The following is a 26153-nucleotide window of genomic DNA, read 5'->3' as shown; positions in this document are numbered from 1 at the left end:
TCCACTGCCCAGGGCCAACCCGCGCTCCGATCGAACGCGCGACGCTAGTCGAACGGATTCACCAGCCGGACCCCCGTCTTCGCGAAATCGCCGACGTTACGGGTGACGACCGTCAGGTCGTTGATGAGCGCCGTTGCGGCGATCAGCTTGTCCAGCGCGTGCTCCGGATGCGGGACACGCAGGTGGCCCCACAACTGGCCGACATCGATGTCGATCGGCAGGATGTTAGGCGCATAGTCGGACATGAGCGCGGCCAGCCAGGTATCGAGCGTCGACGCCTGCTGCGAATCGCCGCGGCGGCGGATCATCTCGACGCCGCGGCGCAGCTCGGAGACCGTCACGACGGACAGGTAGAGACTGCTGCCGTCGTTTCGGGCTTCACGGAAGAACGCGCGCACCCCGCCGTTTGCGCGCTTGCCCTTCCTGATTTCGCTGATAACGTTCGTATCAATCAAAAACACGCCTGACCTCGCCGGAATCCTGAACACGTTGGAAATCCGCGTCTTCGCCAACATCGGGCATGCTCATCAGCACTTGCGCAAATGTCCTTCGCTTCGGCCGGCCGAGTGCATCGGCCAGAATGGCCCGATGTTCGGCCTCGGCACTCCTGCCATTTGCCGCAGCCTGCTCGCGCAGGCTCTGAACGATACTGGCATCCACGTTACGCACCAGAAGATTTGCCATAGGTCCCTCCATCCAGGTTGCTATCAATGATAGCGCCATGACGCTGAATTGCAAGCATTGCTATCATCGTCATGAATGGACGGAAGACGGTAGTTGGCGTCGGCGAACGGTAGCGGCCAGAATGAATCCATCCAGCTTCCGTCGCTCGCCCGACACGTCGAACTGCTGTCAGCAAGGTAAGGCGGATCGGAACGACGGAAAGACGGCCGAATGGCTATTCGCCGATGGGCGGCCTGCACAGGCACGCGTAGTCCCGCACGGAGCGGCTTCATTTGCCGTCTCCGGGTCGATCATGCAACGCAGCCTCCACCCGTCCGTCGAGGAATTCGGGATCGCAGGCAACCGTTGTCAAACCCTTGTCGGCAAATATCGGCAATACCCCGGTCGGCACGCACAACAACAACCCACCCGCTCAGAACCGATACGAAACCCCGATCTGCAAGACCGGGTACCACCGATAGCGCGACATCACCCGCCGCAGTTCGTCCAGCCCGCTCGCGACCAGGATCTGGCTCTTCGCCGGTCCGGCCGCGGCCGCCAGCTCCGGCGACAGCGAGTACGAACATCTCGGTATCCCGTATGCGACGCCGACGTCGGCGACGAATCCCCACCCCTTCGACGCCGGCCGATGCCCGTAGCCGATCCCCGCATACGGCATCACGGTCGGATAGCGCGCGTCCGCGACCGCATACATCCCCGGCAACGCCGGAAAGCGTTTGCCGCCGAACACGTAAGTACCGTTGGTCGGCACCGATACGCCGTGGAGCTCGTCGTCGTTGAAGCGCAGCCCGATCGTCGCGCGGAAGCCGCTGCCCCGCCACGGAAAGATATCCGCGTACAGGCCGCCCTGGCGCAGCTTCAGGTCGTCCTGATAGCGGTTGCCGGCCACCGTGAAGTCATGCGAAAGATCGATCGCATTGAAATCCGCATGGGCACCCAGCATCGAATTGAAGCTCACGGCCGCACCGATGCCGACGCCCTGCGTGCCGCCCTGCAGGTAGATCTCCTGCGCGTGCGCACTCGCGACGAACGCGACAAACATCACCGCGACCGCTGCCCATTGGTTCACTGTCGTTTTCACGGGCGCTCCCCCGACATGTGCCGGGCGCGCCGCCCTGACGCATGCGGCCTCCGTCGCGATGCGCGGTACGAACCCCGGCACGACACCTTGCAAGCAAGCCTGCTGTTCGACGGACCGGGAACGCGTTGCCGCGTGCGCATGACCGATACGACATGCGCGGCGCATGCGCCGCAACACACGGCGCCCGCGACCCGATCCGATTCCCCGTTTCTATCGATGTCGTTGCATGCCGCCGATGCGCTCATCGTTCTGGCGAAATTCGTTTGCGCCAGCGGCACCGGGTCAACCGCAAAGCGCGTGCCATGCGGCGCAAACCGAAGCGGGAGACGCGTCACCGCCAGGCACTGGCGGTCACACGGGTCGCAATCGAGGGAAATGTTTCAGGAACGTATCCGTATTCGGCGGGCCACGCCGGAATACGCGATTTGATGGTTCGCGCATCGAGATCGCCACGCGTGCCGAACGAGGCCAGACGGCCGTCAGCGCGTGCTGGTCGTCGTTGCGGTCAATCGAGTACGGAGGAATGCGTTGAAGAAGCGTTGCAAAAGTGTCACCTTGCGCGTGGCGTACGCAATACCGATGCGCAATCGTGCGTGACGAGGCAGGGTGAATACCGATGCGTGCGCATCCATCTTGTCCGTGTCACGCGTGGAAGCGATACGCAGGCCGAGGCATATCGGCCTGCGTCGTCGACGGTCTGAAGAAGGGAGAAAGGTGGGTAATGTCTGCGCCCGGAACAACCAACACGCAAGCGCGGTCGCCCGAACGTGCTGTTCGGCACCCCGCTACAACCCGTAGCCCCCCGACACATTCAACTGCTGCCCCGTCACGTAATCCGCCCGGTCCGACGCCAAAAACACCGCCGCCCGCCCGACGTCGTGCGCCTTCCCCCAACGCTTGAGCGCGAGCATCTTCTGCGTCTCGTCGATCCACGCCTGGTCGAACTGCCCCTGTTCGAGCAGCACCGGAAACATCCCGGCCTCGATCACGCCGACCAGGATCGAATTCGCGCGAATGTTGTACCGCCCCTCCTCGCGCGCAAGCCCCTTGACCAGCGCTTCGTTCGCCGCCTTCGGCGCGACCGACAGCCCGTCGCGATCGGGCCAGCGCAGATGCCCGGCCGAACCGAGCGTCACGAACGATCCGCCGCCCGACGCACGGAAGTGCGGCAGCGCGGCTTTCGCCGCGACGAAGAAACCGATCGTCTCGACCTCGATCGCGCGGCGCCAGTCGTCGTGCGTCATGTCGCCGATATGGCGCTGGTTCACGAACGGCCCGGCCGCCCAGACGACCGTATGCACGCGGCCATGCACGTCGATCGCGGCCGAGAGCGCGGCGTCGACCTGCGCGGGATCGGTGACGTCCACGCAATGCGTGGTGGCCGCCACACCTTCGCCGCGAATGTCGCGTGCGACGCGCTCGGCCACGTCGGCCTTGCTGCGGTAGCCCACCGCGACCGGCACGCCGGCGCGCGCAAACTCGAGCGCAACGCCCTGCCCGATCCCGCCGCTGCCGCCGAACACCAGCACCGCGCCCTGCGGAAATCCGTTGTCGTTCATGTGTTCATCCCGTTCGTGTGTCGCAACGGCGCTCAGGCCGCCGCCTCGGTCCCCGCGCGAAGCCGGTACTTGAGCACCTTCCCCGCCGCGCTCGTCGGCAGTTGCTCGACGAACGTGAAATGCCGCGGCACCTTGTAGTTCGCCATGTTGCGACGCGCCCAGTCGTTCAGCTCGTCGGCGTCGGTGTGCGCGCCCGGCCGCAGCACGACATACGCGTGCCCGACCTCGCCGAGCCGCGTATCGGGCACGCCGACCAGCGCGACCTGCGCGATCGCAGGATGCGCGACGAGCAGCCGCTCGATCTCCGCCGGATAGCAGTTGAAGCCGCCGACGATGAACATGTCCTTGATGCGGTCGGTGATCTTCAGGTTGCCGTTCGCATCGACGCAGCCGAGGTCGCCCGTATGCAGCCAACCATCCGCATCGACGGTCTCGCGCGTCGCGTCCGGCTGGTTGAAATAGCCGCGCATCACGTTGTAGCCGCGCACCCAGATCTCGCCGGTCTCGTCCGGCCCGAGCGGCTCGCCGCCCGGCCCCGCGATGCGCAACTCGACGTCCGGCATCGGCCGGCCCGACGTACAGGCGACGGTCTGCGCATCGTCGCCGTGCCTGCACAGCGTCGCGAAGCCGCACGATTCGGTCAGCCCGTAGCCGGTCAGCACCGTTTCGAAGCCGAGTTCCGCGCGCATCCGCTCGATCAGGCTCGGCGCGATCGCCGCCGCGCCCGTCACCGCGATTCGCAGCGACGACAGGTCGCGCGTCGCGCGATCGGGCGCGTCGAGCAGCGCGTAGTACAACGTCGGCGGGCCGGGCAGTACCGACACGCGATCGTCGGCGATACGCCGCAGCACGTCGGCCGGCTGGAACACGAGATGCGGCAGCACGGTCGCGCCGCTCGACAGCGCGGCAAGCCAGCCGGCCTTGTAGCCGAACGTGTGGAAGAACGGATTGACGATCAGGTAGCGGTCGTCGTGGCGCACGCCCGCGATCGTCGCCCACGCCTGCGCGGCGCGCAGGTTCTGGCCGTGCGCGGTCATCACGCCCTTCGCGCGGCCCGTCGTGCCGGACGTGAACATCAGGTCCATCACGGTGTCGGGCGTGACCTGTGCCTCGCGCTCGCGCACCGCGGCCAGCGGCACCGCCGCGCCCCGTGCGAGGAAGGCATTCCAGGTCTCGTCGCGCGCGCCGGAGGGCGGCTCGCCGTCGAACACGACGACGCGCTCGAGCGTCGCCGGCCGGTGCGGCGCAAGCATTGCCGGATAGGATTCGCCGAGGAAGGTGCCGCAGCAGAACAGCAGCCGCGCGCCGCCGTCGTGCAGGATGCCGCCGACCTCCATCCCCTTCATCCGCGTATTGACCGGCACGAGGATCGCGCCGACGGTGTGGATCGCGAGCGCCGCGACGATCCATTGCGGCAGGTTCGGCGCCCAGACCGCGATGCGGTCGCCGGCCTCGATGCCGCTCGCGAGCAGTGCGCGGGCCGCGTCGACGCGTGCCGCGTCGAGTTCCGCGTAGGTCAGCCGGCCGTGCTCCGACTCGATCGCCGGATGCGCGCCGTGGCGCGCGGCAGCCCGTGCGATCAGCGCGGGTGTGGTCAGGATTTCATTGTCCATCGTCATAGGCGTCAGGGTTGCCGTGCGCGCCGCCGGCGCGGCACGGCTCAATCGGGAAACACCACGCGCAGCGCGTCGCTGGCGGGTCGCGCGCGACAGGCGAGCGTCCAGCCGGCCGCGATCTCGTCGTCGTCGAGCACATGGTTGCTGTCGAGCGCGACCTCGCCGCGCTCGATCCGGCACATGCAGGCGCCGCATTGCCCCATCCGGCAGGAATTCGGCGCCGGCACGCCCGCGCGCAGCATCGCGTCGAGCAGCGTTTCGCCGGGCGCGCTGTCGAATGCGAACGCGTCGCCGTCGAGCACCGTCTCGATCGCCGCGCCGTCGCCGGACACCGCCGTTGCCGCGGCCGACGCCGCGGTATCGGCCTGCGCCGGCGCATCGGGCAGCGACGCGAACCGCTCGACATGCACGCGTGCACGCGGCAACCCGAGGCCGAGCATCGCGGCCAGCGCGTTCTCCATGAATATCGCGGGCCCGCAGATGAACGTCTCCTGCTGGCTGAACGGCCGCGCGAGCTCTTCGAGATGGCGCTGCTGCGGGATGCCCTGCACGCTGTCGAGCCAGTGGATCACGCGCACGCGGCCCGGATGCCGTTGCGCGAGCTGCTGCAGCTCGTCGCGGAAGATCACCGAGCGTTCGTCGCGGTTCGCATAGATCAGCGTCAGCATCCCGCGCCCATGCACGAGCGCCGATTTCAGGATCGACAACACGGGCGTGATGCCGCTGCCGCCCGCGAACAGCAGCAGGTCGCCGTCGAGCGCGCGCGGCGTGAACACGCCGGCCGGCGGCAGCACGTCGAGCGCGTCGCCCGCATGCACGCGGTCGCACAGCCAGTTCGAAGCGCGGCCGTCGCGCACGCGCTTGACGGTGATCTTCGGCGCGGCGTCGATGCCCGGCGCGCTCGACAGCGAATAGCAGCGCGCGACGGTCGCGTCCGCGCACGGCACGTTCAGCGTCAGGAACTGCCCGGGCCGGTACGCGAATGCGTCACGCAATGCCGCGGGTACGTCGAATACGAACGAGCACGCGTCGTCGCTTTCGGAAATCACTTCGGCAACGGTCAGCCGGTGGAAGCGCGAATCGCTCATGGCCGGCTCCTCATGCTGTGCCGGCGGCATGGCTGGCACCCTCGCCGCGCCCGGCTTCGCGCCCGGCAACGACCAGCGCCGCGTTCGACGCCAGCGCCGGCGCGACGCACGCGAACGCGTTCAGCACATGCGATGCCGCACCGCCGAGCGCGCGCACGATCTCGCGCGCGGCCGATGCGCCGGCATCGCGCCGGGCACCGTCGACGTTCACGGTGTTGCCGTTCAGTCTGCGTGTCATGGATCGTCTCTTGCGGATGCTGGAAAACCCGTGCGGCCGTCACGCGGCCACGCGGTTCGCGGGCGCGCCGGGCGTCGTGTAGGCGCCGTCGAGATAAACGAGCGGATCGACGTCGCCGCTCATCAGCACCTCGCGGATGCGCCCGATGAACACCGTATGCGTGCCGTATTCGAAGCGGCCGTCCTGCTCGCACACGAGGCTCGCCTGCGAGTCGCGCAGATACGGCACGCCGTGCGGCGACGTGTGCCAGTCGCCGGTCGTGAAGCGCGCTTCGCCCTTCAGGCGGCCGCTGCAGTCGATCGCGATGCCTTCGTGGCGCGCCGACAGCACGTTCACGCAGAACGGCGCGCCCGCATCGAGCGGCGGATACAGCGACGCGGTGCGGTTGATGCAGATCAGCAGCGAAGGCGGATCGGTCGACAGCGAATCGACCGCCGTCGCGGACATCGAGTAGCGCCGGCCGTCGTGCGCGCTGCTGATGACCGTGACGGAGCGCGCGATGCGGCGCATCGCGAGCAGCATGTCGGTGCGCAGCGGATGGGTGGTGAGATCGCTCATGGTCGTGCTCCGTCAAGTTCAATCCTGATTGGCCGGACCGGCCGGCCGCCGTCGTCGACCGCCTGCGCGGCCAGGTGGTCGGCGGCGATGAAACCGAAAGTCATCGCCGGGCCGAGCGTCGAGCCCGCGCCGGGGTAGCTCGCGCCCATCATCGATGCGCTGGTGTTGCCGATCGCATAGAGGCCGTCGATCGGCTCGCCGTCGGCGCGCAGCACGCGGGCCAGTGCGTCGGTGACGAGCCCGCCCTTCGTGCCGATGTCGCCCGCGTCGATCCGCACCGCATAGAACGGCGCCTGGTCGACCGGCCCGAGGCACGGGTTCGGCTGGTTCTGCGGATCGCCGTAGTACGTGTCGAATGCGTTGTCGCCCTTGCCGAACGCTTCGTCGATGCCGGTGACCGCGTAACGCGCCATGTCGCGCAGCGTGTCGCGCAGGCCTGCCGCGTCGACGCCGATCCGCGCCGCGAGCGCGTCGATCGTGTCGGCCTTCACGAGCACGTCGCGAAACGCTTCCGGAATCCGCGCATCGGGCATCATCGACGCCGGCATGATCGGCCCGCACGGATACTTGCGGCGAAAGCGCGCGTCGAACACCATCCACGCCGGCACGCTCGCGCCGGTGCGCGCATGGTCGCGATACATCGCCGGCACGAATTCGGAATACGGCGCGGCCTCGTTGACGAAGCGCTTGCCGAGACGGTTGACGATCACGCAGCCCGGCAGGTTGCGTTCGACGAACAGCGCGCGCTGCTTCTCCTCGCCCGCGACGCCGACCGTCGGCGCGCCCCACACGTGCTCCATCAGCGCCAGTGCGCCGCCGAGCCGCTGGCCTTCGGCGATCCCGTCGCCGGTATTGGACGGCGGCGTCGCGCTCCACTGCGCCTGCGTCGGCTGCGGCAGGTAGCGCTCGCGCATCGGCTGGTTGCGCTCGAAGCCGCCCGCGCCGAGGATCACGCCGCGCCGCGCGGCGATCGTCACGGGCTGCCCGAAGCGCTGCGCGCGCACGCCCGTCACGCGGCCGTCCGCATCGAGCAGGTCGCGCATCGGCGTGTCGAGCCACACCGGTACGTTGCGGTCGAGCAGCGCGCGGCGCAGCCCGCCGATCAGCGCGTTGCCGAGCGTCAGGCGCCGGTCGCGCCGCGTACGGCGACGCATGCCGATATCGAGCCAGTAGCGGCCGAACTGCGCGAGCGCGAGCTTCATGAAGCCGGGCCCGCGCGAGAACAGCGTGTGCGCCTCCTTCGACGTCACCGCCACGCGCCCGCCGATCAGCGTGCCGGGCGACGGCGGCCGCAGCCGGTCGAACTCGTCGCCGAGCAGCCCGCCGTCGAACGGCAGCGGATCGAGTGCGCGATAGCCCGGCATCGCACCCGGCAGCTTCTGGAAATAGTCCGCGTACTTCGGCAGCGACTGGTAACGCACGGGCGTCTTCGATTCCAGGTAGCGCAGCATCTCCGGCGCCTGGTCGAGATACGCGTCGAGCTTGTCGGGCGTCGACGCGCCGGCCACGCACGCGTCGATGTAGCGGCGCGCGGCCTCGCGCGAATCGGTCGCGCCGAGCTCGGCGATATGGTGGTTGCACGGCACCCAGATGCCGCCGCCCGACACGGCCGACGTGCCGCCGTACAGCGCCGTCTTCTCGATCACGACGACGGACAGGCCGCGGTCGGCCGCGCGGCACGCCGCGAGCAGCGCGCCCGCGCCCGAACCGACGACCACGACGTCGAACACGTATTGCTGTGCTTGCGTGTCGTTCATCGCGGCCTCGTCAGATGAAGAAGTCGGTGTTCTCGCGGCCGAGCATCACGGCGCCGAGGTTCTGGCCGAAGCGGTCCACGTTGTTCGCGTAGTGCGCGCGGGCCGCGTGCAGGTCGAGGAAGCGGCGCACCAGCGGATTGCGGTGATAGATGCCGTTGCCGCCCGCGTAGCGCAGCAGCGCGTTCGCGGCCTGCGCGCAGCGCTCGGCGACCTGCGCGGACTGGTAACGGAAATGCACGCGGCGCTCGATCGACACGGCCGGGCCGCCGGTGACCGACGCCATCAGCTCGGCGAAATTGCGCTTGAGCAGCACCTTCATCTCGTCGATCGCGACGGCCGCGTTCGCGCATGCGTTCTGCGCGCCCGGATCGTCGGTCGTCTTCGCGCCGCTGTTCGCGGACACGCGCGTCGCCGCGTAGCCGGTGAAATCGTCGAGCGCGCCCTGCAACGCGCCGATGCACGACGTGCACACCGCGCGCACGAAGATCTGCGCGAACGGCAGCCTGAACAGCGGCGCGTCGTTGACGGCGAGGCCGGGGCTCGTGCCCATCATCCCGTCGATCGCCTTGTGCGTGCGGTACGCGGGCACGAACACGTCGTCGACGACGATGTCGTGGCTGCCCGTCGCGCGCAGGCCGAGCACGTCCCAGTCCTGCTGGATCCGGTAGTCGGATTTCGGCAGCAGGAAGGTCCGGTATTCGGGCGGCTGTCCGGCTTCGGCCGGCGGCACCAGCGCGCCGAGGAACACCCATTCGCACAGTTCGCTGCCGCTCGAGAACTTCCAGTGGCCCGACAGGCGGAAGCCGCCATCGACCGGCGTCACGCGACCGACCGGCATGTAGGTCGACGCGATCAGCGTCGCCGGGTCGTTGCCCCACACGTCCTGCTGCGCGCGTTCGTCGAACAGCGCGAGCTGCCAGTTGTGCACGCCGACGACGCCGTACACCCACGCGGTCGACATGCAGCCGCGCGCGAGCGCCATCTGGATGTCGAAGAAGGTTTGCGGATCGAGCTCGTAGCCGCCGTAGCGCTTCGGCTGCAGCACCTTGAAGAAGCCGGCCGCCTGCATGTCGGCGATCGTCTCGGCCGGGATGCGGCCCTGCGCTTCCGCCTGCGCGGCGCGGCCGGCCAGCGTCGGCGCCAGTGCCTCGGCCCGGGCGATCAGCGAGGCGGCCAGTGCGTTCGAATCGTTGTCGCGATGCACGAATGTCTCCTGTGAAACGGGGCGTGCGCCGTGGCGCCTGCCCCGCTCTCGTTCATGGTTGTTCTGCGCGGCCTGGCCGCGGGCGATGCTCGCCACCGTCGATGGTCGGCGTCGCGCGGCCGCGCCGCATCGTCCGAAGGGACGACGGGCGCGGCCCGGCCCGCCTTACGCGCAGGCGCGCTCCTTCTCCTTGTTGAAGAACGGGATCACGTGCTCGCCGATGTTGCGGATCGTCTCCATCTGCGCTTCGTGCGGCACCGTGCCCATCTGGCACAGGAACAGCACTTCGTCGACGCCCGCTTCCTGCAGGCGGCCGACATAGCCGATGCAGTCGTCCACCGTGCCGTACGCGTGATTCGGGTTCATCATCGCGAGCGCCGGGTCGGCGAAGTTCACGACGACTTCCTCCGACGCGAAGCGCGAGCGGATCACCATCTCGCCGGTATCGGCCTGCACCAGGTCGTCGCCCCACTTCGCCGGGTCCGGACGCTCGCCGCCCGTGTACCAGTACGCGAGCGATTCCATGAAGTAACGCTGGCCGCGGATGCCGATCTTGCGGGCGGCCTGGCCGTCGGCCATCACGACCGTCGGGCACAGCGCCGCGAGGTGCTGGGTCGGGCGGAAGCCGACCTGGTCTTCCGGCTTGCGGTTCGCCCACGCTTCGCGGTACACCGCGTTCTTCTTCGCGACTTCGTCCGGGCCGCCGAAACCGAGCACGAGCGCGCCCATCCCGCGCTGGCCGGCGCGCAGCAGCGCGTCGGTGTTCGTGCACGCGAGGTACATCGGCGGATGCGGATCCTGGAACGGCTTCGGGTGGATCGGGCGCTTCGGGATCTTGATGTACGTGCCGTCGTGCTCGATCTCGTCCTGCACGAACATCTTCGGCACGAGGTACATCGATTCGTCGATCATCGGCTGCAGTTCGTTGAGGTCGTAGCCGAACGCGCCGGCTTCCTGCTGGCTGCCGCCCTTGCCGACGCCGAAATGCACGCGGCCGCCCGACAGGATGTCGAGCAGCGCGACGCGCTCGGCGACCTTGATCGGGTGATTCATCGCCGGCGGCAGGCACACGACGCCATGGCCGAGGCCGATGCGCGTCGTGCGGCCGGCCAGGTACGCAAGGAAGGTTTCCGGCGCGCTCATGTGCGCATAGTTGGTCAGCGACGTGTGCTCCACGCACCAGATCGTGTCGAAGCCGACCTGCTCGGCGAGCAGCGCCTGTTCGACCGTCTCCTTGAACACCCGGTGGTCGCCCTCGCGCGACGCGTCGGTGGTCTGGGCTTCGTAGATGAGGGAAAACTTCATTGCGTGCGTCTCCATGTATGTTGGACGAGTCGGGGTCGTGCGGCCCGCCCGCACGATACGGACGAATAGCGACGGTCCACGAATGGGAGTGTCGGCGCGCTGGCGGGCGCGGACATCGTCTGTTTGGAGTAACGGGATGCCTGCGGGGACAGAGGGGTTTCACGGTCATCCGATCGGACTGCGTGAGCGCGCGAGCGGCGCGCTAGCATCGAGCGGCGGCGCGTTGCACGCCGCCCACATCAAGACAAGGGAGAACCGGGATGAAGGTATCGATGCTGCTGTATCCGGTCGACGACATCGACACGGCGCTGCCGCTGTTCGTCGACGGACTGGGCCTGAACGTGAAGTTCCGCGACGGCGACCGCTATTGCGCGCTCGACGGCGGCCCGCTGACGATCGCGCTGGTCGCCGGCGACGAGCAGATCGTCGAGCGCGCGGCGCTCACGCTGCGCGTCGACGAGGACGACGATCTGTATGCGGCGATGGCGCGCGTCGTGAAGGCCGGCGCGTCGGTGCGCGTGCCCGTGCAGGCCGGGCCGCACGAATATCGCGCGGTGCTGGAGGACAAGAACGGCGCGCTGCTCGTGATTACGCAGAAACGGGCCGCGTGACGATGCACGGCGCGCGTGCAGGATGCGGGCGCATCACGCGTGGCAGGTGCGCTACGCCGGACGGGATCGAGCATCGCGCATTGTCATCGGCATGGCCGATGACAGTCAAAGTCTTCAGGCAGCTTCCCGATGACCGCCGGAATCGGTACCATCGAGCGCTTGAAGACCGGCAGGCGCCGTGCGACCGCGCACCGGCGCCGCCTGCGCCGGGCCTTCGCACCACCATTTCGCCATGTCCCGGGAACCCACACACTCCGCGCTGCTCTGGATCGTCGCCGCTGCATTCTTCATGCAGTCGCTCGACACGACGATCGTCAACACCGCCCTGCCTTCGATCGCGCAAAGCCTGCATGCGTCGCCGCTCGCGATGCAGCCCGTCGTGGTCGCCTACACGCTGATGATGGCGATGCTCACCCCGGCGTCCGGCTGGCTCGCCGACCGGTTCGGCACGCGCCGCGTGTTCTCGGTCGCCATTCTCGTGTTCGTGCTCGCGTCGATCGGCTGCGCGGCATCGCATACGCTCGGCCAGCTCGTCGTCGCACGCGCCGTGCAGGGCATCGGCGGCTCGATGCTGCTGCCGATCGGGCGGCTCGCCGTGCTGCGCCGCGTGCCCGGCGAACAGTACGTCGCGGCGATCGCGTTCGTGTCGATCGCCGGCCAGCTCGGCCCGATCGTCGGGCCGACGCTCGGCGGCTGGCTCACGCAGGCGATTTCGTGGCACTGGGTGTTCATCGTCAACGTGCCGGTCGGCGTGGTCGGCTTCGTCGCCGTGCAGCGCTACCTGCCGCACGACCAGGCGAAACAGCCGCCGCCGTTCGACTTCGTCGGCTGTGCGCTGCTGTCGGTCGCGATGATCGCGCTGTCGCTCGCGATCGACCCGCCGATGCCCGCGCATCGCGCGGCCTGGGCGGCCGGGCTCGCCGTGCTCGGCCTGGCGAGCGCGCTCGCGTACCTGCCGCATGCGCGGTGGCGCGCGCAGCCGCTGTTCCGGCTCGGGCTGTTCCGCGAGCCGAACTTCGGTTCGGGGCTGCTCGGCAACCTGCTGTGCCGGATCGGCACGAGCGCGGTACCGTTCATGCTGCCGCTGCTGATGCAGGTACAACTCGGCTATACGCCGCTGCAATCGGGGCTGATGATGCTGCCGGCCGCGATCGCGGGTGTCATCGCAAAACGCTGGATCGCGCCGCTCGTGAAGCGCTTCGGCTACGCGACATTTCTGGTCGTGAATACGGGGATCGTCGGCTGCGCGATCGCAGGGTTCGCGCTGGTGTCGGCACGGCCCGCGCCGGTGCTGGAGATCGTGCTGCTGATCGTGTTCGGCGCCGCGAACTCGATGCAGTTCGCGGCGATGAACGGCGTGACGCTGAAGGGGCTCTCGCATGCCGACGCCGGCAGCGGCAACAGCCTGTTCACGATGATGCAGATGCTGGCGATGGGGCTCGGCGTGTCGATCGGCGGCGGGCTCGTCAACCTGTTTGCCGCGTGGTGGGGCTCGATGGGGCGCGGGTTCATGCTGTCGTTCGCGTGCATGGGCGCGGTCACGCTGCTGTCGTCCGTCGTGTTCCGGCGAATCGATACGGCCGCGCCGCCGGCCAGCGCGGCGGCGCGATCGTCCGCGTGAGCGCGCCCGTCAGTTCGCCTGGCGGCGCTCGACGACGCGCTTGAGCACCCAGCGGATCGACGAGCCGTCGGCCGGCGGCTGCGCGACGCGGTATTCGTCGACTTCGAGCGTGTACAGGTATCCGGGCTGGTACGCGAAGCCCTCGATGCCCGCATACCACAGGCTCCACGGCTCGCTCGGGCTGCTGCGCACCTGCATGCACTCCATCGGCGCGACACCCGTGCAGCGTGCGGATTGCGGCGCGACATGGACGGTCTTCGTCACGGGCCGGCCATCGGCCGGACGGGCCGCGTTCGGGGCCGTGGCGACCGCGTCGGTCTGGCATCCGGCGAGGAGCGTGCTGCCGGCAATGACGGCCGCGCCGAGCAGCGTTCTGGATTGGCGAATCATCTGATGTTCCTCTGGAAGCGTTGGAGGGGCGTTTAGACGGACAGCGCGGCGGGAAAGTTCACAAATACCTTACAGCAGGCGTTCCGCCACCCTCATTCGTGCGATGTCGCGCGCGCGCCGACACGTTACCGTGTTCCGGTTCAGCCGCGCGCATCGCCGCCGGCGGTCCGCACGTGCACGCCGGGCGCCTCGCGACCCGGCGGCCGCAACAGGAGACAACCCGAATGACCACGGCGCCCCCGGCCCTTCCGCCGCACCTTGCCCAATCGAAACTGACGCTCGAGCAGTTCGACGCGCTGCTCACGAAAATCTACGAAGGCCCGCTGGAAGACGTGCCGTGGGGCGGCGCGCTGGAGCAGATCCGCACGCACCTGCATGCGAATTACGTGACGATGATCCTGCGCTGGCCCGCCAGCGGCCATGCGGGGCTGATGATCAATGCGTCCGAGCACAGTGCGCCACTGCCGGGCGTCGCGTCTTACAACCACTACTATTACGCGCTCGATCCGTTCGTGAACCTGCCGACCGATCGCGTCGTCACCGTCGACGAGCTGCTCGGCATGGGCGCGTGGCGCAACAGCGTCATGTATCGCGAGTTCATGAAACCGCACGATGTCGGCTATCTGATGGGCGCCGACCTGCGCACGCATGACGGCATCGAGTGCCGTTTCCGCGTGTGCCGTCCGCATCGCGGCGACGCGTTCTCGGCGACCGACAAGGCCGCCTGCAACGCGCTGCTGCCGCACCTGAAGCGCGCGGTGCGGCTGCATGCGAAGTTCGGGATGGTCGAATCCGAGCGCACGCTATACGCGAGCACGATCGACCGCATGCTCGTCGGCACCGCGATTCTCGACGAGCGCGGCACGATCATGAAGACCAATTCCGTCGCGGACGAGATCTTCGCCGAATGCGACGGCCTGCGCGTGCGCGGCGGCGCGCTCGAGGCATCGTATCCGCTGGAGGACCGCAAGCTGCAGAAGCTGATCCGCCAGGTGCTCGCGGAACGCGCGGGCGGCGTGCCGTCGGTCGTGCAGGCGATCGCGGTACCGCGCCCGTCCGGCAAGCCGCGGCTCGGCGTGCTGATCCGCGCGGTCCCGTTGAGCGAGTGGTCGGAAGACAATCCGCGCCGGCCCGCATGCGCGGTGTTCATTCGCGATGCCGAGCGCAAGTCGCAGGCGTCGCACGACATCGTGCGCAAGCTGTTCGACCTCACGCCGGCCGAAACCGCGCTGGCGCTCGCGCTCGTCAACGGGCAGACGCTCGAGGAAGCGGCCGACGAGCTCGCGATCAGCAAGAACACCGCGCGCTCGCACCTGCGCGCGATTTTTTCGAAGACCGGCGTCACGCGGCAGGCGACGCTCGTCAGGACGTTGTTGAACAGCGTGCTGTCGCTGGGGTGAGGCGTTCGGTGCATTCGATGCGTTCGGTGCGTCCAGCCGTTCGTTGAGGCGACCCCGCGGTCGCAAGTGCTCAACGCGCTCCCCTATCGCAAGCTACATGAGCGATCGGGAAGCGTGCGAGACTCGCGCGTTGCGTGCACGTCGCGCCCAAACCTCGGGACGTGCTCGCGATACAGGACACGCTTCAGCATCGGGCTCGCTTTACACGACTACTTCGCGCGTTTCGCGTCGTTCGGCAACACGAATTCGACACGTCGGTTCAGCGCACGGCCGTCCGGATTGTCCGCGCCATTCCTGAGCGTATTGGGCGCGACCGGCCTGCTACCCCCGAGCCCCTTGACCGACAAGCGCGCCTTCTTCATGCCGTGCGACGTGAGCCAGTCGGCCACGGCATTCGCACGACGGAGAGACAGCGTCTTGTTGTACGCGGCAGATCCTTTCGAGTCGGTATGCCCCTCGATCACGATCGTCCCGGACGGAGCGGCCGCGGCGAGCCGCAGAATGTCGTCGAGGGTCGGTTCGGCAGACGACCGGATGCTGGCCTTGTCGAAGTCGAACAGGACGTCGCCCAGCATCGACACCCGCACCGTCGCCTTGTCCTCGCGTACGGACAGGCCGTCGTGCCGTGCCGCGAGCCCCGATGCCTTGGCCGACAGATCCGATACGGAGCTGTTCAGATCGGACGAGAGGCCCTTCACGTCCAGGATGGTTGCGTTGAGATCTCGAATGTCTCGATGCGCCGGCGGCGCTTGCGCAAAGGCACTGCCGACGGCGGTCGCCGACAGGATCAGCGCCAGGAGGGATGTGAGCGCTCCGGCCATGGTCAGCGATCGGTAATCTTGATGCCGTCGAGCGCCTCCACGCCCGGAATCGACAACGACACCTTGGTGACGTTCTTCGGCGGGGCGGGAAATCTTCCGTACCATGTGCCCGCGTTCGGCGAATCCTTCGACATGCTAAGAACCAGACGAGGGCTGGCCAGCGGCTGGTTGTTGCTGTCCGTCAGCAGCAAGTGCTTCTTGTTGCCTGCGAGCACGTAGATGCCGTTCTCGTAATCGCTCTTGCTGATCGAGCTATAGAGTACTTCCACCTTGTTTGCGACGAGCGGCTTGAACCGCAGCTTGATCGTCAGGATGTCGCCTTCGCGGATCGCCTCGATCGCCTGCGCTTCGGCTACGCCGCTCGAAACGAGTCCGACAGCCAGCGGAGTAACGGTGGAAGACGCTGCGGACGTCTGAGCCGACGCGGTATCGGCTGGTGCCGCGGTCGCCAGGAGCGCCCCGACGACGGTGCAAACGGTTGCCAAGTTTCTAATTGGTGTCACGGGAACCATCCTTTTTTAAGGTTATCGGTAGCGTGCGTCAATTACGAAACGAGTTCTCTCATTGCCATTCCGGCGCTGGAACCCTGGCTGTGTCTCGGATTTGAATTTATGAATTTGTAGGGAGAATACACGCCTTTCGTAAGGCCCGACAACCGTCGCAGGCATATTCCCGTGGCGCGATCCGTGCGTAAATATTTCCGCCAGGCCGGTGGTTCCTTGAAAAACAAGGTACTGCGCACGGCGTGGACAAGCCCGATGCAGTCTAATCTGCAATGTCGTGCGGGAAAATTGACCGCACTTCGCGCGCAATCTTGGTCAGGCAGGTTTCGAGCGCAGAGATACGCGCCAGCCCCGCGAATGAATGTTCAAAATCAACGGAACGTCAGTGATCAGCGTCAACGGACCCTGGTCCGTTTCAACGTCGAAGCACCGGCGTAGGCCGCACGACGATCGTGTACCATCGGCGCTTCCCGATACGCTTTGTCGCGCTGCCTTCGTCCGCCCGCGCGGCCCGCGCAGCGCCCCCCTTTCGCATGACTTCACCCGTTCCGTCCGGCGCCGCGCTGCGCCCGCTGCCGATCGATACGCTGACCGTGCCGGCCGCGCTCGACGGACGCGCGGGCACCAACCGCTCGGGCAGCGCGCATCCGCAGATCGCGGCGACCAACGATCTCGACGCCGTGCGCGCATGGCTCGCGCGCTTCGTCGATACGCCGACCACGTTCCAGAACTACCGCAAGGAAGCCGAGCGCCTGCTGCTGTGGGCCGTGATCGCGTGCGGCAAGCCGCTGTCGTCGCTCACGCATGAAGATCTCGTCGTCTACCGGCAATTCCTGGTCGCGCCGGCGCCGGCCGATGTGTGGTGCGCGAACGGCGGCCGCAAGCATCCGCGCGGCGACCCGCGCTGGCGGCCGTTCTACGGGCCGCTGTCGGCGGCCAGCCAGCGGCAGGCGCTGGTGATCCTGAACGTGATGTTCTCGTGGCTCGTGCAGGCCGGCTACCTGGCCGGCAATCCGCTCGCGTTGTCGCGGCAGCGGCAGCGCCGTCCCGCGCCGCGCGTCACGCGCCATCTCGGGCAACCGCTGTGGCAGTCGGTCAAGGATGCGATCGCGGCGATGCCGCGCGACGATGCGCGCGCGTGCTTCCATGCGGATCGCGCGCGCTGGCTGTTCACGCTGCTGTATCTCGGCGGGCTGCGCATCACCGAAGCGGCCGACACGACGATGGGCCAGTTCTTCTGCCGGCGCGACGCGAACGGGCATGACCGCTGGTGGCTCGACGTGACGGGCAAAGGCGGCCGGCAGCGGCTCGTACCGGCCACTGACGAGATGATGGCCGAGCTGTCGCGCTACCGGCGCGCGCACGGCCTGCCCGCGCTGCCGTCCGACGGCGAGCCCACGCCGCTCGTGCTGCCGCTCGGCCAGGCGTGCAAGCCGCTCACGCGCGCGGCGCTGCACCGGATCGTGAAGCTGGTATTCCGGCATGCGGCCGAGCGGCTGCGCGCGAACGGCGTAGCCGGCGACGAACAGGCGCGCGTGCTCGACCAGGCGTCCGCGCACTGGCTGCGCCACACCGCGGGCTCGCACATGGCCGACGGCCGCGTCGACCTGCGGCTCGTGCGCGACAACCTCGGCCACGTGTCGCTCACGACGACGAGCCAGTACCTGCACGCGGATGACGACTGGCGGCATAGCGAGACGGAAGAGAAGCACCGGATCGGGTGGTAGGTGCTCCGCGCGCGGCACGAGATGGCGTTTCGCCGATGTCTAAATCGACGCCGGCTTGCGTTTCGCATCGACGCTCAGTGATCGAGTTCGAGCCCGCCCAGGCCACCGTTGCTGCGGCACTTCGCGCGGTCGTTTTCCGCCGGCACGTCGATCTGGCCGCACAGCACGTCGATGCGCTTGCGGTAGCTGTCGATCAGGCACTGCGTCGTCGTGCAGCGGTTGCGCGCCTTGAGCCACACCTTCTGGCTCGCGACGAACCGGTGATACTCGGGTGGATCCTCGACCGGATAGTTCGCGAAATCGTCCACGACCTGCTTGTAATCCGCGTTGAGCGCATCGTCGAGACGCGACAACGCCGGATTGCCGCAGATTTCGCGCTCCACGAACGTGGACGCCTTCGCGCAGTCGAACGACGCGGCCTGCGCGCCGGTCATGCCGGCCGCGACGGCCAGTGCAACAAGCCATGCTTTCATAGGGGTGCCGTACGGAAGGAAACGGCGACCGGGCATCGGCTCGCCGTGACGAACGAACCGGGATTGTCCGCCGTCGGGATCCGGAAGCTTAGGCCAATGCGCATCGCGGTTCAATACGCGGTCCTGATTCCCGGCACCCGCGCCGCGAACCGCGCGGCACGTCACGCCCGATCAGTACACGGCCACCCAGTGCCCGGGCACCCATGCCCAGTGATTGCCGGCCCACCGGTAGTGCCCCTTCGCCCAGCGATAGCCCGGTGCCGGTGGCGGCGGCGCCACTTCGACGAGCGGCGCCGGCTGCGGCGGGCGTACGGGCTCCACCACGCAGGCGGACATCAGCACGGCACTCGCACACGCCAGCACGGCAAGCGAAACGGATCGGATCTTCATCTTCGATTCTCCCTTTTTGTGTAATCGATTGGCGTGGTCGAACGCGGAAACGCACCGCGTCACACTGCCCCGCGAATCAGGCCGGTCATCGGCCGCGTCGCGCCGCTTTCCGCGAATAGCGCGGACGCGGTGCGGCGGGGATCGAGCCGCAGGCTTTCGGCGGCCGCGCCCGAGATCAGCGCATCGAGCGATGCGGTCGGCTTCAGGTCGCGGCCTTCATACAGGTCGCCCGGCCGCAGCCCCGGCCAGTCGGCGATCACGCGGCCGCCCGCGACCGCGCCGCCCGCCAGCATCGCGACCGACGCCTGCCCGTGATCGGTGCCGCCCGTGCCGTTCACCGCGGCCGTGCGGCCGAACTCGGTCGCGACCAGCACCGTGGTCTGCTGCCATGCAGGCCCGAGGCCGTCGCGCAGCGCGGCGAGCATCGTGTCGAGCGCCTTCAGTTGATTCGCGAGTCGCGCGTTCTGCGCACTGTGCGTGTCCCAGCCGCCCGTTTCGATCATCGCGATCCGCGGGCCGTCGTCGCGCGCGAGGAACGTCGCGGCAAGCTTGCCGACGCCCGCCGGATCCTGCCGCGCATGCGCGTCGCCGGCGAGGCCGCGTGCTTCCATCGCCGACTGCCACAACGGGCCGAGCTGCGCGTCGGCCTCGTAAAGCGCCGACACGCGCGCGAGCAGGTCGTCCGGCGCGGCCGGCAAACCGGACGGCGCATACGATGCGGCCTGCACGGTGCCGCGCAACGCGAGCGGCACGGTCGGCGCGAACGCGATCGCGCTTTCGCGCGTCGCCGGCAGCAGCGCGGCGAGCCGGTTCAGCCAGCCGTCCTTCACCTGATATGGCGTGCGGCCACCCGTTTCGAGCACGTTCTGGCCGTCGAAATGCGAACGGTCGCGATACGGCGACGCAATCGCGTGGACGAACAGCGCCTGCCCGTCGCGGTACAACTGCGCGGTCTGCGCGAGCGACGGATGCAGCGCGAACGTGCCGTCGAGCCGCGTCGCGGCCGTCGTATCGATCGCGAGCGCGCCGCGCAGCGACGCATACGCGGAGTCGGCATACGGGACGACGATGTTCAGGCCGTCGGCTGCGCCGCGCTGGATCACGAACACGAAGCGCCGGTCGGTCTCGACGTTCGCGAACACGATCCGCGGCGCGACGAGGATCGCGCCCGCGCCTGCGGCGGCGATGCTGAGGAATTGTCGGCGGGACAGTGCCATGGTCATCTCCGTTGGAAATCGGGCGATACGAGCAGCAGCGCGAGCGACGTGGTCGCGCTTTCCGCGCGCGACAGCGCGGTCGCCGTCGGCGCGCTCATCGAACCGGCGAGCAGCGTGTTGCCGAGCGTGCGCGGATCGAGCCGGTCGCCCGTGCGTGCAGCCAGGCGCTGCGCGATCTCGACGCGGCGCACGAGCGCGTCGGGTGCGGCCCAGCTCGCGGCGACGTCGTCATAGCCGGCCGGCGAGCCCGGCCGCCACACCGGCTGGCCGAGCTGCGCGAGCAGCGGCGCGGCCTTCAGGTCGCCCGTGTCGCGCCAGCCGAGCCCGCGCAACGACGACACGGCCCACTCCCACGGCGTCTTGAACTTGCGGTTGGCCGGCGACCACGCATCGGGCGCATCGACGAGCGCGCGATAGACGGTCGGCAGGTCGCCGCCGCTCGCATCGAACGCGCGGGCCAGCCGGTCGGTCAGCGCGGGCGGCGGATTGTCGGCGACGAAATGACGGGCAAGCTGGAACGCGATGTGCCGGCCCGTCGCATCCGACCGCGCGAGGTCGTGCAGGATCGCGCGCGCCTGCGCCTCTCCCGGCTGGTCGTAGGTCCGCCCCATCACCGTGCGCGTGCCCGGCTCGTGCAGCTTCGGACGGAACACGAACGCGCCGGGCGCGGCATCGCCCGGCTGCGGCCCGTTCCCGCCGGCGATGCTCCAACCCGTCAGCGCGCGTGCGAATTCCGTCACATCGGCTTGCGTGTAGCCCGTGCGCACGCCGAGCGTGTGCAGCTCCATGATTTCGCGCGCGAGGTTCTCGTTGAGCCCGCGCTTCGCTGACGGATTGCGTGCTTGTGCGCGCAGCGCGGCCGGGCTGTCGGGGCCGACCGAGCGCGCCTGGTCGAGAAAGACCTGCATCGCGGGATGCTGTTCGACGGCGACGAGCATGTCCTCGAAGCGGCCGAGCACGTGCGGTCGGATCGCGTCGCGTTCGAACGCGCCCGCGTACGCGGCCACCTGCCCCTTGTCGACCGACACCGCGAAATGGTTCGCCCAGAAATGCACGAGGCGTTCGACGAACGGCGCGGGCGTGTTCAGCGCGCTGTTCAACCGTGCGGCGACGGCGCTGCGATACGCGTCGTAGCCGTCGCGCCGGATCGATTGCGCGGTCGCGCGCTTCGCGGCCACGTCGTCGCCCGTCATCGCGTTGCGCGCGTTCGCGAAGCGCGTCGCGAGCGCAACCGCGTCCGGTTCGCCGGCCCACGCGGCGGGCCGCGCGTCGTAACGGTCGAATTGCGCGACGAGCGCCGCCTTCAGGTCGGCAGGCGGCGCTTCGTCGGCCCGTGCGCCGAGACCGAAGCGGTTCAGCGCGATCGCGGCCGGCGTGGTGTCGTTCGGGTGGTCCATGACGGGCTCTCTTGCGGTGCGTACCCACGTTTAACGCGGGCACGCCGGGAAATCCGTCGCGGGGATGGCAAATATTTTTTGGGATCGGGGAAGCGAGGAACCGGACGACTGGCGGAGGTGGCGCCCAGCAACGGCGTACGACATCGACGCGCAACAGCGGTCCGATTCATCCCGCGCACGCATTGCGCGTGACCGAACGCGAGTGTCGGCGACACGCGTACCGCGTATCGCCCCGCCCGATGTTTACCGACTCGCCGGCGCGTCCTGCTTCTTCTGCAACTTCGGCGGCAAACGCCAGTTGCCGCTGCGCTGCAACCCGTCGACGAACTTCACGCGCTCTTCGGGCGTCAGCGTCGCCGCGAAATCGACGACGCTGCGCTCGACCTGCGCACGCATCGCGGTATCGGCCGCGCGCGTGCGATCCAGTGCGGCGTCGATCGCCGCGCGATCGAGTTGCGGCGCGGCGAGCAGATCCAGCACGGTGATCCGGCCGTCGCGCCCTTCCCGCGCGAAATCGCGGCCGTTCTTGCGCGCAGCCTTCAGCGCGTCGGCAAACTCGCGCTGTCGCGCATCGGGCAATTCGTCCGCCGCGAAACGCAACGCGGTGCGCTGCGCGGATGCGCCCGCCTCGTGCAGGTCGCGATGCGTCGAGAACCACTGATACGCGCCGCCGCCGATCGCGCCGAGCATGAACACGTTCAGCACGACCGAGCCGACGAGGATGAATTTCCAGCCGCGTTCGCTCATTCATCCCCCCAATCTACGCTCGGGCCACCGAAGGTCGTCGTCAGATAGCCCGGTTCGTGCGACGACGGCGGCACGCTGCCGAGCATCAGCATCGACACGGCCACAGCGCCCGCCAATGCGCCGGCCAGGCCGACGCCCGCGAACGCCGCGCCCGACCACAACACGTTGCCGCGCCGCCGCGCGCGTTGCGGCGCGGGTGCCGTCGCGACGATGCGCTCGACGAGCGCAGGCGCGGGCGGCGGGACCCGGTCGTACGCGAGCCATGCATCGAGGTCGGCGGCATCGTCCAGTGCCAGCAGCGCTTCGCGCGGGTTCGCGTGTGCCCACGCCTCGGCGGCCGCGCGCTCGCCGTCCGGCCAGCGCCGGGCGTCCGAGCCGTAAGCGGCGACGATGGTACGAAATCGTTCGGGTGTCATCGCTTGTCCTCGCTAGGTGGGTCGCCGGCCAGTTGCGCGCGCAGGTTGCGCCTCGCGCGGGCGAGCAGGCTTTCCAGCGCATCGACGGTGATGCCCATCAGGTTGGCCGCTTCCACATTCGACATTTCCTGATAGTACTGGAGCACGAGCGCTTCCCGCTGCCGCGGCGGCAACGCGGCCAACGCCTGCCGCACGCGCGCATCGCGCGAGCGCAGTTCCGCATGCGCGGCCGGCTCCGGCTGGGGGTCCGGCACGTCGGGCAACGTGTCGACGGGCTCCTCGCGCCGGCCGCGCAACCGGTCGTAGCACAGGTTCAGCACGACGCGATGCAGCCACGTATCGAAGCGCGCCTCGCCTTCGCGCCAGCACGGCGCCTGGTTCCAGATTCGCAAGAACGTCTCCTGCGCGACGTCCTCGGCTTCGTTCCGGTCGCCGAGCATGCGCGTCGCCAAGGCGAGCAGCCGCGGCAGCTTGCGCGCGACAAGCACGCGCACGGCCGACGAATCGCGCGCGCCGACGCGCGCGACGAGTTCCGCGTCCGGATCGCGGTCGCCGCGATCGTTCAACGCCGCGTGCTCCGTCGCGCGGCGCGATTGCGCCGCCCTGTGCCGGCAGGTGTGCCCGCCGCCCGGCTGAAGCTCATCGTCGTGCTCTCCTTGCATGCGTCGGGCCATCGCCGCGCGGCGCCACGCCGACCGTTCGGCGGCACCGTGCGCATCGCACGCGGCGTCGCACGCGGCATCGGCCATGTCCGTTTCATCGACATCCGTGTCGCGCGGCATATCGATCCTGTCGGCCGGTCACGCGTCGCCCGGTCGCGCGAGCGTCGGCCGCCGCGCTCAATATACGACGACCGGCGCGGGCCGGTAATACGCCGGACGCGCCGGCACCACGACGCAGCCGGCCAGCACGAAGGCCGCGGCCGCCAGTATCACGATGGTTCGAAAAGGCATGGCTTCGACTCATGACAATGCGTGAAGGATCCGCCGTGCCGGCACGATGTGCCGCACGGCGGCGCGCACATCAGGCCCAGTGCCCCGGCACCCAGCGCCAGGCCGGGCCGCGCGCGGCCCAGTGTCCGGGCACCCAGTGGTAACCGACTCGCACCACTTGCCAGTGGCCCGGAATCCAGACGTAGCGGCCCTGCCGCCAGTGCCAGTGGCCCTGGTCCCACACGTAACCCGCGCGCGGCGCCGGCATCACTTCGACGCGCGGCGGCGGCGGTGCGTAAGGCGCGACGATCACGGCCTGCGCGAATGCGGCGGACACCGCCAGCGCAGCCACGCATCCGGCGGCAAATCGCAATGGAACAGAAAGTTTCATGAAAGACTCCGAAGTAACGGGCATCGACCGGAAGCGGCCGTTCATGCGTTAAACGGAGCGGGCGAGAAAAATCCGTCGCGGCGCCGGCAAATAAATTTCGGGGCGGCCGAGTGCGCTTTGGAGCGGGCCGGACACCGTGCGATGCACTTGCCTGCGTATCGGCCACCGCACACACCGGGTTGCCGTGCTGTCACAACGCGGCAAAACTGCCCTTCGACAATGCGTGTCACCGGGATCCCGCTCGTTTCCGGCCCACGCCCCGGCCGCGCTCGCGCATGGCCGCGCGGTTCCACCCCTCGCGTCCCCATCAACGAAAACTACGACCATGTCGAACCAGGACAATCTCCCTGATCAGCCGAACGAGCCGGCCGCCTCGGTGTCGCGTCGCGGCTTCCTGAAACTGGCCGGCGTATCCGGCCTTGCCACCGCTGCCGGCGGGCTCGCGGCCGCCCGGGCCGCCGCGTCGAATCCGGACGGCACGCCCGAACAGGTCCATCTGACGTGGGGCAACGACCCGACGTCCGAAGTCGTGATCTCGTGGGCGTCGCTCGCGCCGGCCGTCAATCCGCGCGCGCGCATCGTCGCCGACGGCGAGCCGCCGCGCACGGTGCACGGCGTCCAGCGCCTGTACACCGACGGCCTGAACGGCGAAACCGTGTTCGCGTACCACGCGCGCGTGCACGGGCTGAAGCCGGATACGCGCTACCGCTACGAGATCACGGCCGACAACGACAGCAACGCCGCACAGCCGTTCGCCGCGATTTTTTCGACCGCGCCGCGCGGCCGCGCGCCGTTCCGCTTCACGAGCTACGGCGATCTCGCGACGCCGAACGGCGCATGGGTGCTGTCGTCGCCGCAGAGCCGCTTCGCGGTGCAGGCCGTCGAGCAGTTCCAGCCGCTGTTCCACCTGCTGAACGGCGACCTCTGCTACGCGAACCTGAACCCCGCGCACCAGCCCGAGGTGTGGCGCGACTTCGGCAACAACAACCAGACGTCGGCCGCGAATCGCCCGTGGATGCCGTGCCCCGGCAATCACGAGATCGAGTTCAACAACGGTCCGCAGGGGCTCAATTCGTATCTCGCGCGCTATACGCTGCCGGAGAACGGCACGCACTTCCCGGGCCGCTGGTACAGCTTCCGCGTGAGCTCGGTGCTGTTCGTGTCGCTGGACGCCGACGACGTCGTGTACCAGGATGCCGCCGCGTTCGTCGGCGGCCCCGCTCCGCTCGTGCCGGCCGCGAGCACGGGCCGCCCGCCGATCGAGCCCGGCACGTCGTTCTACGTGCGCGGCTACAGCAACGGCGAACAGACGCGCTGGCTCGAACACACGCTGCGTCATGCGGCGCATGACGACGACATCGACTGGATCGTCGTGCAGATGCACCAGGACGCGCTCAGTTCGTCGAAGACGGGCAACGGTTCCGACAAAGGCATTCGCGAGGCGTGGCTGCCGCTGTTCGACCGTTACGGCGTCGACCTCGTGCTGTGCGGCCACGATCACGACTACGAGCGCAGCTACCCGGTGCGCGGTTGCAATCACCGCGCGGGCGTCGACGCGACGACCGGCGAAGTGGTCGAGACGCTGCAGCCGCGTCCGGTCGGCTCGAACGACCCGGACCGCATGAAGTTCGACACGAGCCACGGCACGATCCACCTGATCCTCGGCGGCGGCGGCACCAGCGCACCGCTCGACGTGTACGGCGAAAACCCGTCGACCGGCTTTGCGCGGGCGAAGGTGTTCACGAAGCCGAACCGGCCGGTGCCGGGCACGGCGCCGAACACGTTCGTGCGCCAGCCGGCCGATGCGCTCGAGGATGCGATCTGGTCCGCGCGCCGCGATACGGGCACCGGTTACGGGATCGCGGTGTTCGACCACGACCCGGGCACGCCGGGCGGGCACACGACGATCACGATGCGCTACTACCATGCGCCGGGCGCCGATCAGCACCCGACCGCGCAGTACGATCTGTTCGAGACGATCGAGCTGAGCAAGAAGCGGCACGAGCGGTGATTGGGCCGGCGCCCGC

At 68.7% G+C, this 26153-nt stretch carries 27 protein-coding genes; 5 read left to right on the top strand and 22 right to left on the bottom strand.

Features of this window, described 5'->3' with window-relative positions; all coding sequences use genetic code 11:
- Positions 1 to 44: 44 nt before the first annotated feature.
- The 11 genes from JYG32_RS19580 to JYG32_RS19530 all read right to left on the bottom strand — a co-directional run bounded on the left by JYG32_RS19580 (position 45) and on the right by JYG32_RS19530 (position 11090).
- On the bottom strand, positions 45 to 461 hold the full coding sequence (locus JYG32_RS19580) for a type II toxin-antitoxin system VapC family toxin (RefSeq protein ID WP_249744894.1): 417 nt from the start codon (positions 459 to 461) through the stop codon (positions 45 to 47).
- Positions 448 to 684: a FitA-like ribbon-helix-helix domain-containing protein gene (locus tag JYG32_RS19575; RefSeq protein ID WP_213266610.1), complete on the bottom strand. Its 237-nt coding sequence runs from the start codon at positions 682 to 684 to the stop codon at positions 448 to 450. Before JYG32_RS19575 ends, JYG32_RS19580 begins: the two co-directional genes overlap by 14 nt.
- Positions 685 to 1096: 412 nt before the next feature.
- Positions 1097 to 1726 carry a hypothetical protein gene (locus JYG32_RS19570; protein WP_174382095.1) on the bottom strand — a complete coding sequence of 210 codons (630 nt, stop codon included), beginning with the start codon at positions 1724 to 1726 and terminating at the stop codon, positions 1097 to 1099.
- 824 nt (positions 1727 to 2550) lie between these two features.
- The gene (locus JYG32_RS19565; RefSeq protein WP_213266609.1) at positions 2551 to 3324 is read right to left on the bottom strand and encodes an SDR family NAD(P)-dependent oxidoreductase; all 774 of its coding nucleotides are present in this window, start codon (positions 3322 to 3324) and stop codon (positions 2551 to 2553) included.
- A 32-nt stretch (positions 3325 to 3356) separates the two neighbouring features.
- Entirely contained in the window at positions 3357 to 4943 is a 1587-nt protein-coding gene (locus tag JYG32_RS19560) for a FadD3 family acyl-CoA ligase (RefSeq protein ID WP_283842736.1), read from the bottom strand.
- Between the two features lie 41 nt (positions 4944 to 4984).
- Positions 4985 to 6028: a ferredoxin--NADP reductase gene (locus JYG32_RS19555; protein WP_174382081.1), complete on the bottom strand. Its 1044-nt coding sequence runs from the start codon at positions 6026 to 6028 to the stop codon at positions 4985 to 4987.
- A gap of 10 nt (positions 6029 to 6038) precedes the next feature.
- Positions 6039 to 6266: a hypothetical protein gene (locus tag JYG32_RS19550; protein ID WP_213266608.1), complete on the bottom strand. Its 228-nt coding sequence runs from the start codon at positions 6264 to 6266 to the stop codon at positions 6039 to 6041.
- A 39-nt stretch (positions 6267 to 6305) separates the two neighbouring features.
- Positions 6306 to 6824, bottom strand: a complete 519-nt coding sequence (locus JYG32_RS19545; RefSeq protein WP_213266607.1) for a flavin reductase family protein — start codon at positions 6822 to 6824, stop codon at positions 6306 to 6308.
- A complete protein-coding gene (locus JYG32_RS19540) occupies positions 6821 to 8581 on the bottom strand; it encodes an FAD-dependent oxidoreductase (RefSeq protein ID WP_213266606.1) in 1761 nt (586 codons plus the stop codon). The genes JYG32_RS19545 and JYG32_RS19540 overlap by 4 nt, the downstream gene beginning before the upstream one ends.
- A gap of 10 nt (positions 8582 to 8591) precedes the next feature.
- Positions 8592 to 9785, bottom strand: a complete 1194-nt coding sequence (locus JYG32_RS19535; protein WP_174382084.1) for an acyl-CoA dehydrogenase family protein — start codon at positions 9783 to 9785, stop codon at positions 8592 to 8594.
- Between the two features lie 165 nt (positions 9786 to 9950).
- A complete protein-coding gene (locus JYG32_RS19530; protein ID WP_059600601.1) occupies positions 9951 to 11090 on the bottom strand; it encodes an LLM class flavin-dependent oxidoreductase in 1140 nt (379 codons plus the stop codon).
- Between the two features lie 260 nt (positions 11091 to 11350).
- Here JYG32_RS19530 and JYG32_RS19525 point away from each other — a divergent pair, with 260 nt between their 5' ends.
- On the top strand, positions 11351 to 11701 hold the full coding sequence (locus JYG32_RS19525; protein ID WP_174382085.1) for a VOC family protein: 351 nt from the start codon (positions 11351 to 11353) through the stop codon (positions 11699 to 11701).
- A 232-nt stretch (positions 11702 to 11933) separates the two neighbouring features.
- A complete protein-coding gene (locus tag JYG32_RS19520; RefSeq protein WP_213266605.1) occupies positions 11934 to 13322 on the top strand; it encodes a DHA2 family efflux MFS transporter permease subunit in 1389 nt (462 codons plus the stop codon).
- A gap of 9 nt (positions 13323 to 13331) precedes the next feature.
- Here the strand turns inward: JYG32_RS19520 and JYG32_RS19515 are convergent, their stop codons facing one another.
- Entirely contained in the window at positions 13332 to 13712 is a 381-nt protein-coding gene (locus tag JYG32_RS19515) for a DUF4377 domain-containing protein (protein WP_213266604.1), read from the bottom strand.
- 224 nt (positions 13713 to 13936) lie between these two features.
- Here JYG32_RS19515 and JYG32_RS19510 point away from each other — a divergent pair, with 224 nt between their 5' ends.
- Positions 13937 to 15112: a helix-turn-helix transcriptional regulator gene (locus JYG32_RS19510; protein WP_213266603.1), complete on the top strand. Its 1176-nt coding sequence runs from the start codon at positions 13937 to 13939 to the stop codon at positions 15110 to 15112.
- 209 nt (positions 15113 to 15321) lie between these two features.
- Here JYG32_RS19510 and JYG32_RS19505 read toward each other — a convergent pair whose 3' ends face one another.
- Both JYG32_RS19505 and JYG32_RS19500 read right to left on the bottom strand, forming a co-directional pair.
- On the bottom strand, positions 15322 to 15933 hold the full coding sequence (locus JYG32_RS19505) for an OmpA family protein (RefSeq protein WP_213267424.1): 612 nt from the start codon (positions 15931 to 15933) through the stop codon (positions 15322 to 15324).
- A 2-nt stretch (positions 15934 to 15935) separates the two neighbouring features.
- The gene (locus JYG32_RS19500; RefSeq protein ID WP_249744820.1) at positions 15936 to 16418 is read right to left on the bottom strand and encodes a hypothetical protein; all 483 of its coding nucleotides are present in this window, start codon (positions 16416 to 16418) and stop codon (positions 15936 to 15938) included.
- Positions 16419 to 16969: 551 nt separating this feature from the next.
- On the opposite strand from JYG32_RS19500, the gene JYG32_RS19495 reads away from it, so the two are divergent.
- On the top strand, positions 16970 to 18163 hold the full coding sequence (locus JYG32_RS19495) for a tyrosine-type recombinase/integrase (RefSeq protein ID WP_213266602.1): 1194 nt from the start codon (positions 16970 to 16972) through the stop codon (positions 18161 to 18163).
- Positions 18164 to 18237: 74 nt separating this feature from the next.
- Here JYG32_RS19495 and JYG32_RS19490 read toward each other — a convergent pair whose 3' ends face one another.
- The 8 genes from JYG32_RS19490 to JYG32_RS19455 all read right to left on the bottom strand — a co-directional run bounded on the left by JYG32_RS19490 (position 18238) and on the right by JYG32_RS19455 (position 24126).
- Entirely contained in the window at positions 18238 to 18636 is a 399-nt protein-coding gene (locus JYG32_RS19490) for a lysozyme inhibitor LprI family protein (protein WP_213266601.1), read from the bottom strand.
- Positions 18637 to 18807: 171 nt separating this feature from the next.
- Positions 18808 to 19026: a YXWGXW repeat-containing protein gene (locus tag JYG32_RS19485; protein WP_174382091.1), complete on the bottom strand. Its 219-nt coding sequence runs from the start codon at positions 19024 to 19026 to the stop codon at positions 18808 to 18810.
- 59 nt (positions 19027 to 19085) lie between these two features.
- Positions 19086 to 20243: a DUF1501 domain-containing protein gene (locus JYG32_RS19480; RefSeq protein ID WP_407062113.1), complete on the bottom strand. Its 1158-nt coding sequence runs from the start codon at positions 20241 to 20243 to the stop codon at positions 19086 to 19088.
- Between the two features lie 2 nt (positions 20244 to 20245).
- Positions 20246 to 21640, bottom strand: a complete 1395-nt coding sequence (locus JYG32_RS19475) for a DUF1800 domain-containing protein (protein WP_213266600.1) — start codon at positions 21638 to 21640, stop codon at positions 20246 to 20248.
- Positions 21641 to 21883: 243 nt separating this feature from the next.
- Complete coding sequence (locus JYG32_RS19470; RefSeq protein ID WP_174382094.1) at positions 21884 to 22387, bottom strand: periplasmic heavy metal sensor; 504 nt, start codon at positions 22385 to 22387, stop codon at positions 21884 to 21886.
- Positions 22384 to 22803 carry a hypothetical protein gene (locus JYG32_RS19465; protein ID WP_213266599.1) on the bottom strand — a complete coding sequence of 140 codons (420 nt, stop codon included), beginning with the start codon at positions 22801 to 22803 and terminating at the stop codon, positions 22384 to 22386. The genes JYG32_RS19470 and JYG32_RS19465 overlap by 4 nt, the downstream gene beginning before the upstream one ends.
- On the bottom strand, positions 22800 to 23585 hold the full coding sequence (locus tag JYG32_RS19460; protein WP_213266598.1) for an RNA polymerase sigma factor: 786 nt from the start codon (positions 23583 to 23585) through the stop codon (positions 22800 to 22802). The genes JYG32_RS19465 and JYG32_RS19460 overlap by 4 nt, the downstream gene beginning before the upstream one ends.
- Positions 23586 to 23826: 241 nt before the next feature.
- Positions 23827 to 24126 (bottom strand): YXWGXW repeat-containing protein, encoded by a 300-nt coding sequence (locus JYG32_RS19455; protein ID WP_174380925.1) that lies wholly within the window; start codon positions 24124 to 24126, stop codon positions 23827 to 23829.
- Positions 24127 to 24451: 325 nt separating this feature from the next.
- Between JYG32_RS19455 and JYG32_RS19450 the strand changes: the two genes are divergently transcribed.
- The gene (locus tag JYG32_RS19450) at positions 24452 to 26137 is read left to right on the top strand and encodes a purple acid phosphatase family protein (protein WP_213266597.1); all 1686 of its coding nucleotides are present in this window, start codon (positions 24452 to 24454) and stop codon (positions 26135 to 26137) included.
- Positions 26138 to 26153: the final 16 nt, after the last annotated feature.

Origin of the sequence: Burkholderia pyrrocinia (genome assembly GCF_018417535.1) — a bacterium.
GTDB classification, from domain to species: Bacteria; Pseudomonadota; Gammaproteobacteria; order Burkholderiales; family Burkholderiaceae; genus Burkholderia; species Burkholderia pyrrocinia_E.
Note: the sequence above shows the minus strand (reverse complement) of the source record. Positions and strands in the feature narration are given on the sequence as shown.

Excerpts from the sequence above, each read along its gene's own strand:
- JYG32_RS19575 (WP_213266610.1), bottom strand. The coding sequence starts at position 684 with ATGGCAAATCTTCTGGTGCGTAACGTGGATGCCAGTATCGTTCAGAGC.
- JYG32_RS19570 (WP_174382095.1), bottom strand. The coding sequence starts at position 1,726 with ATGTTTGTCGCGTTCGTCGCGAGTGCGCACGCGCAGGAGATCTACCTG.
- JYG32_RS19565 (WP_213266609.1), bottom strand. The coding sequence starts at position 3,324 with ATGAACGACAACGGATTTCCGCAGGGCGCGGTGCTGGTGTTCGGCGGC.
- JYG32_RS19560 (WP_283842736.1), bottom strand. The coding sequence starts at position 4,943 with ATGACGATGGACAATGAAATCCTGACCACACCCGCGCTGATCGCACGG.
- JYG32_RS19555 (WP_174382081.1), bottom strand. The coding sequence starts at position 6,028 with ATGAGCGATTCGCGCTTCCACCGGCTGACCGTTGCCGAAGTGATTTCC.
- JYG32_RS19550 (WP_213266608.1), bottom strand. The coding sequence starts at position 6,266 with ATGACACGCAGACTGAACGGCAACACCGTGAACGTCGACGGTGCCCGG.
- JYG32_RS19545 (WP_213266607.1), bottom strand. The coding sequence starts at position 6,824 with ATGAGCGATCTCACCACCCATCCGCTGCGCACCGACATGCTGCTCGCG.
- JYG32_RS19540 (WP_213266606.1), bottom strand. The coding sequence starts at position 8,581 with ATGAACGACACGCAAGCACAGCAATACGTGTTCGACGTCGTGGTCGTC.
- JYG32_RS19530 (WP_059600601.1), bottom strand. The coding sequence starts at position 11,090 with ATGAAGTTTTCCCTCATCTACGAAGCCCAGACCACCGACGCGTCGCGC.
- JYG32_RS19525 (WP_174382085.1), top strand. The coding sequence starts at position 11,351 with ATGAAGGTATCGATGCTGCTGTATCCGGTCGACGACATCGACACGGCG.
- JYG32_RS19520 (WP_213266605.1), top strand. The coding sequence starts at position 11,934 with ATGTCCCGGGAACCCACACACTCCGCGCTGCTCTGGATCGTCGCCGCT.
- JYG32_RS19515 (WP_213266604.1), bottom strand. The coding sequence starts at position 13,712 with ATGATTCGCCAATCCAGAACGCTGCTCGGCGCGGCCGTCATTGCCGGC.
- JYG32_RS19510 (WP_213266603.1), top strand. The coding sequence starts at position 13,937 with ATGACCACGGCGCCCCCGGCCCTTCCGCCGCACCTTGCCCAATCGAAA.
- JYG32_RS19505 (WP_213267424.1), bottom strand. The coding sequence starts at position 15,933 with ATGGCCGGAGCGCTCACATCCCTCCTGGCGCTGATCCTGTCGGCGACC.
- JYG32_RS19495 (WP_213266602.1), top strand. The coding sequence starts at position 16,970 with ATGACTTCACCCGTTCCGTCCGGCGCCGCGCTGCGCCCGCTGCCGATC.
- JYG32_RS19490 (WP_213266601.1), bottom strand. The coding sequence starts at position 18,636 with ATGAAAGCATGGCTTGTTGCACTGGCCGTCGCGGCCGGCATGACCGGC.
- JYG32_RS19485 (WP_174382091.1), bottom strand. The coding sequence starts at position 19,026 with ATGAAGATCCGATCCGTTTCGCTTGCCGTGCTGGCGTGTGCGAGTGCC.
- JYG32_RS19480 (WP_407062113.1), bottom strand. The coding sequence starts at position 20,243 with ATGGCACTGTCCCGCCGACAATTCCTCAGCATCGCCGCCGCAGGCGCG.
- JYG32_RS19475 (WP_213266600.1), bottom strand. The coding sequence starts at position 21,640 with ATGGACCACCCGAACGACACCACGCCGGCCGCGATCGCGCTGAACCGC.
- JYG32_RS19470 (WP_174382094.1), bottom strand. The coding sequence starts at position 22,387 with ATGAGCGAACGCGGCTGGAAATTCATCCTCGTCGGCTCGGTCGTGCTG.
- JYG32_RS19465 (WP_213266599.1), bottom strand. The coding sequence starts at position 22,803 with ATGACACCCGAACGATTTCGTACCATCGTCGCCGCTTACGGCTCGGAC.
- JYG32_RS19460 (WP_213266598.1), bottom strand. The coding sequence starts at position 23,585 with ATGCCGCGCGACACGGATGTCGATGAAACGGACATGGCCGATGCCGCG.
- JYG32_RS19455 (WP_174380925.1), bottom strand. The coding sequence starts at position 24,126 with ATGAAACTTTCTGTTCCATTGCGATTTGCCGCCGGATGCGTGGCTGCG.
- JYG32_RS19450 (WP_213266597.1), top strand. The coding sequence starts at position 24,452 with ATGTCGAACCAGGACAATCTCCCTGATCAGCCGAACGAGCCGGCCGCC.